At 49.1% G+C, this 13,050-nt stretch carries 10 protein-coding genes and 4 pseudogenes; all 14 read left to right on the plus strand.

Annotated elements, in window-relative coordinates; all coding sequences use genetic code 11:
• Positions 1-19 precede the first annotated feature (19 nt).
• The 14 genes and pseudogenes from JCM11969_RS00850 to rplS all read left to right on the plus strand — a co-directional run bounded on the left by JCM11969_RS00850 (position 20) and on the right by rplS (position 12,878).
• A complete protein-coding gene (locus JCM11969_RS00850) occupies positions 20-1,714 on the plus strand; it encodes a chromosome segregation SMC family protein (protein WP_054707074.1) in 1,695 nt (564 codons plus the stop codon).
• Positions 1,669-1,866, plus strand: a pseudogene (locus JCM11969_RS20630) (SMC hinge domain-related protein); the annotation flags it as partial. The gene JCM11969_RS00850 and the pseudogene JCM11969_RS20630, both read left to right, overlap by 46 nt.
• Before the next feature lie 1,050 nt (positions 1,867-2,916).
• Positions 2,917-3,569, plus strand: a pseudogene (locus JCM11969_RS00860) (AAA family ATPase); the annotation flags it as partial.
• A 194-nt stretch (positions 3,570-3,763) separates the two neighbouring features.
• A pseudogene (gene ftsY, locus JCM11969_RS00865) lies at positions 3,764-5,232 on the plus strand (signal recognition particle-docking protein FtsY).
• 145 nt (positions 5,233-5,377) lie between these two features.
• Complete coding sequence (locus tag JCM11969_RS00870) at positions 5,378-5,719, plus strand: putative DNA-binding protein (RefSeq protein ID WP_054707084.1); 342 nt, start codon at positions 5,378-5,380, stop codon at positions 5,717-5,719.
• Positions 5,720-5,738: 19 nt separating this feature from the next.
• Positions 5,739-7,186 (plus strand): annotated as a pseudogene (gene ffh / locus JCM11969_RS00875) (signal recognition particle protein).
• Positions 7,187-7,343: 157 nt separating this feature from the next.
• Positions 7,344-8,534: an ATP-binding protein gene (locus JCM11969_RS00880; protein WP_054707087.1), complete on the plus strand. Its 1,191-nt coding sequence runs from the start codon at positions 7,344-7,346 to the stop codon at positions 8,532-8,534.
• Positions 8,535-8,558: 24 nt separating this feature from the next.
• On the plus strand, positions 8,559-9,815 hold the full coding sequence (locus JCM11969_RS00885; protein ID WP_054707090.1) for a vWA domain-containing protein: 1,257 nt from the start codon (positions 8,559-8,561) through the stop codon (positions 9,813-9,815).
• 20 nt (positions 9,816-9,835) lie between these two features.
• The gene (locus tag JCM11969_RS00890) at positions 9,836-10,123 is read left to right on the plus strand and encodes a hypothetical protein (RefSeq protein ID WP_054707093.1); all 288 of its coding nucleotides are present in this window, start codon (positions 9,836-9,838) and stop codon (positions 10,121-10,123) included.
• Positions 10,124-10,213: 90 nt separating this feature from the next.
• The gene (rpsP, locus tag JCM11969_RS00895; protein ID WP_054707096.1) at positions 10,214-10,489 is read left to right on the plus strand and encodes a 30S ribosomal protein S16; all 276 of its coding nucleotides are present in this window, start codon (positions 10,214-10,216) and stop codon (positions 10,487-10,489) included.
• A gap of 15 nt (positions 10,490-10,504) precedes the next feature.
• Complete coding sequence (locus tag JCM11969_RS00900; RefSeq protein ID WP_054707099.1) at positions 10,505-10,762, plus strand: KH domain-containing protein; 258 nt, start codon at positions 10,505-10,507, stop codon at positions 10,760-10,762.
• A gap of 359 nt (positions 10,763-11,121) precedes the next feature.
• Complete coding sequence (rimM, locus tag JCM11969_RS00905; protein ID WP_054707103.1) at positions 11,122-11,643, plus strand: ribosome maturation factor RimM; 522 nt, start codon at positions 11,122-11,124, stop codon at positions 11,641-11,643.
• A 2-nt stretch (positions 11,644-11,645) separates the two neighbouring features.
• Positions 11,646-12,404: a tRNA (guanosine(37)-N1)-methyltransferase TrmD gene (trmD, locus tag JCM11969_RS00910; RefSeq protein ID WP_054707107.1), complete on the plus strand. Its 759-nt coding sequence runs from the start codon at positions 11,646-11,648 to the stop codon at positions 12,402-12,404.
• A gap of 111 nt (positions 12,405-12,515) precedes the next feature.
• On the plus strand, positions 12,516-12,878 hold the full coding sequence (gene rplS / locus JCM11969_RS00915) for a 50S ribosomal protein L19 (RefSeq protein ID WP_054707329.1): 363 nt from the start codon (positions 12,516-12,518) through the stop codon (positions 12,876-12,878).
• The last annotated feature ends 172 nt before the right edge of the window (positions 12,879-13,050 follow it).

Here is a 13,050-nt window from a genome sequence, read left to right on the forward strand (position 1 = left end):
AATGAATGGGGACTACGCGATGAAGTTAAAGTCGCTTGAAATTAGTGGTTTCAAGTCGTTTGCAGATGATACAAAGATCGATTTTGAAACCGGGGTTACAGGCATTGTTGGCCCCAACGGGAGTGGCAAAAGCAACATTAGTGAAGCCGTTCGTTGGGTCCTCGGTGAGCAGTCAGCCAAAAATTTACGGGGGCAGCGCATGCCGGACGTGATCTTTGCCGGGAGTGCTGAGCGAAAGCCGCTGAACCGCGCCATGGTGACCATGGTGCTGGATAACACGGATCACTATTTAAAATCGGACTACACCGAAGTCAGCGTGACGCGGAAGTTGTTTCGAAATGGGGACAGTGTGTATCAACTCAACGGTCAAGAGTGTCGCTTAAAGGATATTACCGACCTGTTCTTAGATTCTGGTATCGGGGATGATTCGTTTTCGATGATCTCCCAAGGCCGAGTTGAAGCCATTTTTAATTCCAAACCGGAAGACCGGCGCTTTATTATTGAGGAAGTCACGGGCGTTTCAAAATACAAACTGGGCAAGCAAAAGGCCCAGCGAGAGATGGAACAGACGGCTGAGTATCTCGACCGGGTCAATGATTTGATCACAGAACTCTCTGCACAGGTCGAACCACTGGCCGAACAGAGTAGTCTGGCTGAGGAGTACGTGACACAAAAGGCCCAGTTTGACACCCTTGAACAGAGTCGACTCGTGTTGATGATTGATAACGCTTCTGCAACGTTAAAAACGCAGACGGAAAACCTGACAAAGGCACAAGCTGAACTCAAAGAAAGCCGAACTGCGGCGGATGAGAATCAAAAACAAGTGACAGCCTTTCATCAGCAGGAAACAAAATGGCAATCCCAAAAAGATAAGGCTAATGATAGTCTGATTAAGCTGTCCGGTGACCAGCAAAAACTCGCTGGGCAACGCGCGCTCAATAAGGAACGCCGGGCCAATCGTGCCGAAAATGTCACCAAGTTAAAGGCCGAGCTGGCAACCGTGGCGGATCAACTGACCGCGACTCAGGAAGACTTAGCGGCGGATAAGACGGCACAACAAACCATTGATCAGCAGGTCAAGGCCGGGCGCCAATCGGCTAAGACGCTGAAACAACAACTGGCAAAACTTGATCAAGCCACACTGTCACAAAAATTGGATCAGCTTCAAGACGATTACGTTAAGGCGATGCAGGCCCTGACATCGTTGCACAATGAACGCCAGTACCTGGAAAAGAATCAGCAGCGTGCCGATTCGCAAACAACGCAAGCTAAGGCACAACTGACCGCGTTACAGAAGCAGGTCACAACGCAAGAAGCTGAGTTGACAACGCTCACCGAGCAACTGAATGGGTGTGACAAAACGTTAGCTGAGGCCAAACAGGCGCAACAGGATGCTACAACGGTTCGCCAACACCGCCAAACGAAGATCGACCAGCTCAATGATCAGTGGCTTAAGGCGCTGGAAGTAAGTCAACAGGCGAAGGCCCGGTTGAAGTCGTTGGAAGAGGCGCAGGCAAATTACAACGGGTTTTATCAGGGAACCAAGGCGGTCATGCAAGCTAAAGATAAGCTGAATGGCGTCATCGGTCCAGTCGCGGAATTACTGCAAGTTGACGGTCAGTATACGAAGGCTGTTGAAGCCGCGATTGCGCCCAGCAGCAAAATGTTGTGGTCGCCGATGAAACGGCAGGAAAACAGGCCATTCGTTACCTGACGCAAAACCAGCTTGGCCGCAGCACCTTTCTGCCATTAACAACCATTAAATCACGTCAGGTGGATAGCCGAACGTTAGCGGACTGTCAACAAGTGACCGGCTTTCTTGGCGTTGCTTCCGCGCTGGTCCACGTGACAGACCGCCAGTACCAACCAGTACTCGAGTTTCTGCTGGGAAACGTGTTGTTTGCGGATGACCTGGACCACGCCGTTGTTTTGGGCCGGCAGATTCATCACCGTTACCGGATCATTACGCTTGGCGGCGAAGTGGTTTCCGCGAGCGGAACGATGACCGGCGGCCGTGACCGCCGATCTAATAACTGGTTATTGGCCCGGCAACAAGAGCGTCAGCAGTTAGCGGAATCGGTCAAAACGATGGATGCTCAATTGGCTGCCAAGCAAACGGAATTACAAATGCTCAAAACGCGCCAGGCAGAGCTTGATCAGACGGCACTCATGTCGGCTGTAACGGAGGCCACGACTGCGTATCAGAGCCAGTTGAGCTCGGTCAACGTTGCTAAGGACCGACTTGCTGCGTTGCAAAAACAAGTCAAGGTACAACACGCGCAACAAGCCTTGCAGGGTGGCGAAGAAGACTACCAAAAAGCCCTCGAGGACAACGATGTGCAGACTGCAGCTACGACCAAACAATTGGCAGCTTTAAAGGCTGACATCACGGATACGAAAACGGAACAGCAGCAGGCGAGCGAGACGAGTCAAACGGTGAGTGATCAGTATCAGAGCTGTAAGGAGGATCTGGCCCGACTAACTGAGAAGCAACATCATAGTCAAGAGACTGTTCAAGCTGCTAAGGATCAACTTGAAGCGCTAGAGGCACACCAAGCTGATCTGCAGCAACAGTTAGCTGATTTGACGGCTGATGACAGTACAGCGGACCAGTCCTCATCAAGAATCGATGCTGAGTTGACGAAAATTAATGCTGCGCAAAAAACGGCCCAGGGGCTTGTTGATGAAGCAACACGGGAACTGAAGACAGTTTCAGCAAAAGTCGATGAACTCGAATTAACCAAGGCAGCGTTGACCAACACGATTGCGGCGGAGCAGTCAGCGGTGCACGAAACGCAGTTGGCCCAGCAAAAGACCAGTAATCAAGTGGATCAGCTGACGTCTGATCTGACTGAAAACTATCACGTTAGCGTGGCGTTTGCGCGTGATTCAGTGGTTGATCAACCGCTTGACGATATTAAGGAGCAGTTAAAACTCTTAAAGCGCGGGTTAGACGACCTTGGTGACGTCAATCTGGGGGCTATCGAGGAGTATAAACGCGTTAAGGAACGTTATGATTTTCTGACAAAACAACGCAGCGACCTGGAAGCTCCAAGGATAATTTGCTGACAACCATGAATGAAATGGATAAAGAAGTCGTCACGCGTTTTGAAAAAACGTTTAATGACGTCAACGTCCAGTTTGGCCAAACCTTTGTTAAGATGTTTGGCGGTGGTCGCGCCCGACTTGAGTTAACGGATCCCAATAATTTGTTAACGACTGGGATTGAGATCATGGCCGAACCGCCTGGCAAAAAGTTGCAAAGTATGCGATTGTTGTCTGGTGGTGAACGGGCATTGACGGCGATCACATTGTTGTTTGCTATCCTGCAGGTGCAACCCGTACCGTTCTGTATTTTAGACGAAGCGGAAGCTGCTCTGGATCCGGCAAACACGGGCCGATTTGCGAGTTACTTGAGTCAGTTTCAGACTGACACCCAATTCATTGTGATCACCCACCGTAAGGAAACGATGGTGCAAGCAGATCGCCTGTATGGCATCACAATGCAGGAGTCTGGCGTCTCGAAACTTGTTTCCGTCGACCTAAGCCAGGTCAGTGCCAGCAATTAACGCATTAAATAGTAAAGGAAGTGTCTCACGTGGGGTTATTTGATTTCTTTAAGCGCCGCAGTAAAGCGGACGAAGAAAGGAAGCCTGAACAACCGGCAACACCCGTTGAACCAGATGCATCTAGTGCACCCGCTGATGCGCAAGATGCATCGCCTGATACCCAGGCGCAAGGCGATACTACACCAGCTGATGAAATGGCTGAAACAACGGATGATGCTAGCGCAACGGCGGTGCCTGACGAGGCAACCGACGCGCCTGAAACGGAATCTGAGCCTGAATCGGAGTCGCAAACAGACGAAAAACCTGATTCACAATCAGAACCTGTATCAGAACCAAAAACAGAACCCGAATCAGAATCAGAACCAGAGTCAAAATTAGAACCTGAATCAGAATCCGAACCTGAGTTAGACACAGATTCAGATCTGAAAACAGACACTCAGCATGTAACTGACGCCGATAACGCCACAGCTGACAGTGAACCTGAATTGCCATCCAATGCTGATGAGGTAGCGCCAACTGACACACAAAACACTGACGTCAGTTTATCGGCTAGCGAAGCACCAACGGTTGAAGCTGACCGTTCAACAACGGAACAGGATGCTGAAACGGATGCGCAAGAGACGGTGGTTGAAGCATCGAAAGATCGTAAAACTGATGTTGATGCAACCGTTGAACCGGTTTCGGAAGCGACTGAACCAGAGACGTCAACCACAGAAAAGGCGCCAACGGATGCCGAACGGTACGACAAGGGGTTGGAAAAATCCCGGACCACGTTTGGTGAACGGTTGAACCATCTGCTGGCGAACTTCCGGCACGTGGATGAGTCCTTCTTTGACGACCTGGAAGAAACCTTGATCGGTGCTGATGTCGGCTACGAGGCCGCCATGCAGATCAGCGACCAGTTGCGTGATGAAGTGAAGTTGCAAAATGCGAAGCGACCAAAGGACGTTCAAAACGTCGTGGTTGAGAAATTGATCGATCTTTACGATGCTGCTGGGACCGAGGAAAATAACGAGCTGCACTTTGCAGACAAGGGGCCGACTGTCATTTTATTTGTCGGTGTTAACGGGGTCGGTAAAACGACCACCATCGGTAAGATGGCCAAGATGTTTAAAACTCAGGGTAAAAAGGTGTTGCTTGCCGCTGCCGATACATTTAGAGCTGGTGCAATCGAGCAGTTGAATGTGTGGGCAAAACGAGACGGGGTTGACATTGTCATGAAGCCCGAAAAGAGCGACCCCTCTGCCGTGGTGTTTGATGCGGTTAAAAAGCGAAGGCCGAAGACTACGATATTTTATTCGTGGATACTGCCGGTCGGTTGCAGAACAAGTCCAACCTGATGAATGAGTTAGCCAAGATGAAGCGGGTCATTAGTCGGGAGATTCCGAATGCACCGCATGAAGTGTTGCTGGTGCTGGATTCAACGACTGGCCAAAATGCGCTTAACCAGGCAAAGTTATTTAAGGAAACGACGGACGTCACTGGCATCGTCTTAACGAAGCTGGACGGGACGGCCCGGGGCGGTATCGTGCTTGCGATTAGAAACGAGTTGCACCTGCCTGTGAAATATGTGGGTCTTGGGGAACAGGTTGATGACCTGCGACCATTTGAGCCAACCGAGTTTGTTTACGGGTTGTTCAAGGGGCTTATCGACGTTAAATAGAGTCACGAGAGGTTGCCTTAACGGGGGCCTCTTTTTTTGGCTGATAATCTTTTAAAAACCGTGGTAGAGCGGTCTAAACCGCTTGCCCAGAACGCTTAAAAATGGTAACCTAGTTGAGTGTATGTAGACAACGGAGGGCGTTACCTTGGAAATTGAAAAAAATTATCGCATCAATTCGCTTTTCGAATTTTACCAGCCGTTACTGACGAAAAAGCAGAACGACTATATGCAGCTCTACTACGGTGACGACTATTCTCTTGGCGAAATTGCCGAAGATTTTAGCGTCAGTCGTCAAGCCGTTTATGATAATATTCGGCGCACAGAAAAGATTCTCGAAACGTATGAGACCAAGCTGCATCTCTTAGCTGAGTTTACGCAACGTAACCAGGTTGCTGATGAGATTCAAGCCTACGTTAAACAACAATACCCAACCGATCAGCGACTCAATCAGCTTGTCAATCAGCTTGAGTCTGCTGAAGAAGAATGAAAGATAGGTGCATTTATCCATGGCATTTGAAGGATTAACTGAACGATTACAAAACGCGATGAAGCGGCTCCGTGGCAAGGGGAAGGTTTCTGACGCCGATTTGCGCGACACCATGCGCGAAATTCGGCTGGCCTTACTGGAAGCGGATGTTAACTTTGACGTCGTCAAGGACTTTGTCAAAACTGTCCGGGAACGGGCCGTTGGCGCGAAGGTGCTGGAAGGCTTGAACCCCGCACAACAGATCGTTAAGATCGTTGACGAAGAATTAACGAAGATGATGGGTGAGACTGAGGTCCCGCTGAACAAATCGCCAAAGATTCCAACTGTCATCATGATGGCTGGTCTTCAAGGGGCTGGTAAAACGACCACGGTCGGCAAATTAGCCAACCGGTTGAAGACTGAAGATAATGCGCGGCCGTTAATGATTGCGGCCGACGTTTATCGGCCAGCCGCCATTGACCAGTTAGTAACGGTTGGTCAGCAAATTGATGTGCCGGTATTCGAAATGGGTACGGACACGAATCCAGTGGAGATCGTGCGTCAGGGGTTAGCCCAAGCTCAGGAAAACCACAACGATTACGTGTTCATCGATACTGCTGGTCGGCTCCAAATTGATGAACAGCTCATGAATGAATTGGCCGATATCAAAGACCTGGCCCACCCAGATGAAATTTTACTGGTCGTGGATGCCATGACTGGGCAAAACGCCGTCGCTACGGCACAAGGTTTAATGATAAGCTCGATGTGACGGGTGTGATCTTAACAAAACTTGATGGCGACACCCGTGGTGGGGCTGCGCTGTCAATTCGGGCCGTCACTGGGAAGCCAATCAAGTTCGTTGGTGAAGGTGAAAAGATGTCTGATTTGGACGTCTTTCACCCTGATCGGATGGCCTCCCGGATCCTTGGGATGGGCGACATGCTGTCCCTGATCGAAAAGACGCAAAAAGAGTATGATGAAAAGCAAGCGCAAGAGCTCACTGAACGCATTCAGGAAAATTCGTTTGATTTCAATGATTTCTTGGATCAAATGCAACAGATTCAAAAGATGGGGCCAATGGACCAGATCATGAAAATGATTCCTGGGATGGCTAACAATCCTGCCATGGCGAACGCGCAGCTGGATCCAAAAGACATGGATCATACAAAGGCCGTCATCTACTCAATGACTGAGCAGGAACGGACGAATCCTGACGTCTTGAACCCCTCACGTCGCCGTCGAATTGCGGCTGGTTCTGGCCGTCCTGTCCAAGAAGTTAACCGGATGATCAAGCAGTTCAATCAGATGAAAAAGATGATGAACCAGGTCTCAAAGGGAAACTTCTCAGGCATGGAAGGTCTAATGGGCCAATCAGGCATGGGCGGCGCCATGGGTGGCAAGATGGGCCAAATGGCCATGAAGCAGATGTCTCGACGCATTAAGAAGAATAAGAAACGTCGGAATAATTTGAAACGTCGGCGGAAATAAGTCAATTAGATAGAATTCAGATCATTTCCTTTAGCGGGTAGTCTGGGTTCTTTTTGTTTTTGTTTGATGGGAAAGGTTTTTATCGTTAATATGAAGTAACAACAGATACTGCTGGTTACTTTGAATTCATCACACTAAAGTCGAAAGAAGGCTCAATATGTTAAGCTACCAACAACTGCTCGTGGCGATTCCACTCGTGCTAAAAGCAGGTAACGTGCCGACCATCGTTGGTGAAGCGGGTATTGGTAAATCGGCATTGGTTGCAGATGTTGCCGACCAGATGCAGGCCAAATTATTTACGACAACGGTCAGTTTGTCTGAAAAAGGTGACCTTGCTATTCCAATTCCGCCACTGACAGATAAGGCTTACGTCCAAACGACACGGTATGGTGAACTTGCTGACGTTAAGTTTGGCTATACGCACACCCTGATCGAAATTATTCACGCTGCGGAAGCTGAATCCAATCGGCCCATTATTTGGTTTCTTGATGAGTTTAATCGGGGGACACAAGCCGTTCAAAGTGAGTTGATGAATTTGGTGTTGCAACGACAGATCAATACGCTGAAGTTACCCGCTCAAGTTCACTTGATCCTGGCAGAAAACCCGGATGCAACGATGGCTGGTTTTGAACAAAGCGATTACGGCGTGGTCACTGGTGATGCGGCCATCAACGATCGGACAGTTCGACTTGTGATGCGTGCCGATACTGCCGACTGGTTGGCTTGGGCAAGACAGGATAATGGTCATGGCCAGCCTAGAATTCAGCCAACAGTGACCCGTTTTATTGAAGAAAATCCGAACCAGTTGCGGCCTAGTGATCACGATGACGATCTGTATCCAACACCGCGTGCATGGGCACGGGTCTCAGCGAATCTCACGCAATTAAGCATATTGCCTGCTGACCAGCAATCGGCTTTACGATTAGATGTTTTAGCGGGTGATCTGGGTGTCACTGTGAGTCGCGCGTTTGAACAATATTTGCGTCGCGATGAACAGGGACTTACAGCGGCTGAAATATACGCGGATGCTGAGGAGACACCTGAGTTGTCAGCCACAGTTCTAGACCGGTTTGACCGTTTTAATCCGGGTCAGCAGCAAAGCATCCTGGCCGACCTCGTTGATCAAAACCCGACCTATCCATTGAACACCCCGCAAGTTGCAGGAAGATTTTTGACGCTGTTACAACACCTTGCTCCAGATGGTCAGTACGCGATTGCGCTTAAAATTGCGGAAACCCCAGAAATTCTGGAGGGCTTGGCTGCTCATGCCGAGCAGAAACCGGATGCTGTGGCTGACCTGTATCAAGCTTTAGCACAGATCGGCGTGGCGAGTGATGCACAGAACTAAGATTCTTGAAAGGGAGGGCGTCGAATGTCGTTTTCACAAGCGTTAATGACGCTAAAACAACTTCCCGCTGGCAGTCAGCAAGACGAGGCGTGTCTGTCCTTGTTGACTCAGGCCACAATGACAATGCTGGGCAGTCAGCGCCTTTATGGCGAGCTGCTCTTACGACTGCCTAAACGAGTGGTTCACGACCAGCAGGCTGCCGTTAAATTGCAAGTGAAACCGGAATTGACACTATTGGTTGACCCTGCAGAACTCATTCGGCTTTGTCAAACGCCCGAATCAGTAATGGCAATCCTGGCCCATGTTTTGGGCCATCTCATTTGGCATCATATCGACCGGTACGGTGCCCAGTCTGAAGACCCGTTTGTCCAGTTAGCCACCGATATGGCGGTCAATGAGTATGTGCCACATTTGCCGCAGGGCGCGATTACGCGTTCACAAATGAACTACCAATATCATTTAAATCTTCAGCCAAAACAAGATTCAGGTGTGTATTTGCGTGCGCTTAAAAAATTGAATTTGGGCACGCAACAGCAGGGCCGGTCTTTTCAACCGGGAAGTGCGACTCAGCTGCCAACGGTGACGCAACTGGATAGTCACGCAGAATGGCACAAAACGGACGCTCAGGCAACGTTAGCAGTTGATCAGCTGTTATCTCAGGCTTGGCATGGGACGCCCGTTAAGCAGCGCGGATTACTGCCTAGTCAGATGCAACAGCAACTGCAAGTGACCGTTCAGCCGCTTCGACTCGATTGGCGCCAGCTTTTGCAACGTGGGCTTGGCAGCACGCTTAAGTTGCGAGATGATGCCTACAATCGGTTTGACCGGCGACAGCCGTACCGGTTGGAACTGCCAGGAACACGCGTCAGTCCGGTCAGAACGGTACTGGTCTTTGTTGATCAGTCTGGGTCAATGAGCGACGCGGAAGTCAGCAGTATTTTGGGTCAGGTGATGACCCTGATCAAACGGTATCAGGATGCGCTTGTTGTTATTCCGTTTGACGCCGTTGTTCATGCCGACCAGGCACAAACGATTCGTCGCGCCAATCAACTTGACGCTCATCGGTTCGGTGGGGGCGGCACAGCATATCAGCCGATTTTTGATTGGCTGCTGACAAATGGCTATCGAAATGATAATGCGGTGGCCCTGATCTTGACTGATGGGCATGGTGAGGAACACGTATCACAGCATCGGTTCACTAATGTGATCTGGGGGTTGACGACAACCGTTCAGGACCTCTCAGTCGAGAATCCAAGCGGCGCAGTGACCGTTATTGCTTAACCCACAAAGGAGGAGTAAACATGCTTTCAGCAGCGGATTGTCGTAGTGTGATTCAGCATGATGCACGTTATCAGCGTGCGAGAAAACTACTAGCGGATGATTGGCAGTCAGTCGATACAAGTAACCCGCTCATGAGTGAACTGATCACGGTTCAAGATCTGCAGTTTGCACAAGCGTTACAACGTGCTCAGCTGGTGCCACTTACGCTCGATTTGGCTGACTATGGTTCTGTAATGGCGTTTTTAAATCACCATCAACGTACCATTACAACCGCGTCACAGCAGTGGTTAACCCAAAAATTCAAATAGATTTAAGGGTGTAAAGAAAAAAACCTTTACAACCCTCTTATTTACTGGTATATTATTTATCGTTGAAAGAATTACAGGAGGTGTCAATGCATGTCAGTTAAGATTCGTTTAAAGCGGATGGGTTCAAAGAAGCGCCCATTCTACCGTATCGTTGTTGCGGACTCACGGAGCCCTCGTGACGGTCGTTTTATCGAAAAAGTTGGGACTTACAACCCACTTGCTGAACCAGCCAAGGTTGAACTTGAAGAAGAATCAATCATGAACTGGTTGAACAATGGTGCCCAACCTTCAGATACTGTTCGGAACATCCTTTCGAACGCCGGTATCATGAAGAAGTTCCACGAAGCTAAGTTTTCAAAGAAATAAGCGAAGTGATCAGTAATGACCGACTTTAAACAACTCATTAAAACAATTGTCACACCACTAGTTGAGAACCCGGACGCCATTAGTATCGAAGAGGTAGAAACAGATCGTTTTTACGAATTCCATCTAACGGTGGCTGGTGACGATATCGGTCGGGTGATCGGAAAGCGCGGCCACGTGGCCTCAGCCATCCGGACGATTGTATATAGCGTGCGGGTCAAAGGCCCAAAGCGTGTTCGTTTAGTCATTAACGACGAATCAAAGGCTCCCGAATGAAGTGGTTTTGAGACTGCTTCTTTTGGAGGCTTTTTTTGTAAGAGTGTGAAGCAAGGCGGTTAAGGGGCAGAATGTAACGGACTCTGGCAGAAATTCCTGAACTTGGTATTTTTGCCAGAGTCCGTTACATGGCCGCCCCTTGCCTTGCTGAACACGTTTCGGCAAAAGAAGCGAGTAAGCAAAACAGAAATTCCTGGGCTTGGAATTTTTGTCAGAGTTGGCTTAGGCAGGAGCCTCTGCCTTGCTGAACATGTTTCAGCAATATAAAAATAACCAGTTAAAACCCAAAATAAAATTGACTATCCAATACAAAATCAAACCTATAAACTAAAAATTAAAACCAGAAAGGCAGTGACCGCATGTACTATAAAGTAGGCACCATCGTAAACACCCACGGCATTCGCGGCGAACTAAAAGTTGTCACCACGACAGACTTTCCTGACCAGCGATTCAAAAAGGGCAGTCAGTTAGCTGTTTTTAAAAAGGAGTCGGATCAAAAGCCGAAACAGACGATCACCATTGCCAGCTCGCGCCAGCACAAAGGCTTTATGCTGATCACATTAGAGGGGGTTGCTGACATTAACGAAGTGTTGCCACTAAAGGGGACAACGTTAAAGGTTTCAGACGATAACCTCTCTGACAGCGACCTGGATGATGGACAGTACTACTACCATCAGATCATCGGGTTAGCTGTTGTGACTGAAGATGGCGAGCACTTGGGCGAAATTAAGGAAATTTTGGCGCCTGGGGCAAACGACGTGTGGGTCGTTGCGCGACCGGAAAAAGATGATCTGCTGCTGCCGGTCATCGATCAGGTCGTTAAACGCGTTGAATTAGACAAAAACCAAGTCGTCGTCGAATTAATGGAGGGGTTAGAGTAACCATGCGGATCGATGTGTTAAGTCTCTTTCCAAACATGTTCAGTGGGCCATTACATGATTCAATTGTTGGCAAGGCCCTGGAACGCGACCAGTTAACGTTAGAAGTGACCGATTTTCGGCAGTATTCGACCAACAAGCATGGCAACGTTGACGACTATCCATTTGGTGGCGGTGCTGGTATGTTGTTGCAGGCGCAACCGCTATTTGACGCCTTCGCTGCAACCCAGAAAACGGCAAGTGAGGCCGGGATTCCGTCGGGGCGGGTCATTTTAATGGATCCAGCAGGTGTTCCGTTTACCCAAAGGGTGGCGGAAGACTTTTCGCGCGAGGACCATTTGACGTTCATCTGCGGCCACTATGAGGGCTATGATGAACGCATTCGGACCCTTGTGACGGACGAGGTCTCAATGGGTGATTATGTGCTTACTGGCGGTGAATTACCGGCAATGGTGATGATTGATGCCATTACCCGACTGCTGCCTGGTGTGCTTGGTAACGAGGCCTCAGCTCCTGGCGATTCCTTTTCAACCGGACTGCTCGAATACCCGCAATACACGCGGCCGGCGGAGTTTCGCGGGATGAAAGTCCCCGATGTCCTGATCAGCGGTGATCATCAAAAAATCGATGATTGGCGCGAAGCACAATCGCTAAAACGGACGTTGGAACGGCGTCCAGACCTGTTGGATAAGTTACAGTTAACTGCCAAACAGCAGCACTTGTTGCGCGACATTCAACTTGAATTGGATGAAAATGCAGATTAGGGTTTACTCAAGTCTTGAGATATGATAGTCTAGTTATTGGCTGTTGAAAGCCACATTAACAACATTCCGCTGTCGAGAAGAGAATGAATGTTGGCGAAGGGAAAGATATTCATGCGTCAAAATCAATTAATCGAAAAGATCAACGCAGATCAATTACGTACCGACATTCCTAACTTCCGTCCTGGGGACACCATTCGTGTTCACGCCAAGGTTGTTGAAGGCACTCGCGAACGTATCCAATTGTTTGAAGGGGTCGTTATCAAGCGTCACGGTACCGGCATCCAAGCAATGTACACTGTTCGTAAGATCACCAACGGTGTCGGTGTTGAGCGGACGTTCCCAGTTCACTCACCACGAGTCGCTGAAGTTGAAGTTGTACGTTACGGTCGTGTCCGTCGTGCTAAGCTTTACTACTTACGTGCATTGCATGGTAAGGCAGCTCGTATTCCAGAATCACGTCGTCCTCGTAACTAGTTCGACATCTGGCAAAAATGAAGCACTTGGGGTTAGCGCTAAGCTGACTTTGAGTGCTTTTTTGTTGGCAAAGACTGAATCTAAGTGCTAAAAATGTGACGAAACCCTGTTTTTATTCTTAAGAATCGGCCATCTTAACCGGGTTTTAAGGACAAAAGGGAGATTCGTGGCA

It is taken from the genome of Secundilactobacillus paracollinoides DSM 15502 = JCM 11969 (assembly GCF_001311135.1).
In the GTDB taxonomy this organism is placed as follows: Bacteria; Bacillota; Bacilli; order Lactobacillales; family Lactobacillaceae; genus Secundilactobacillus; species Secundilactobacillus paracollinoides.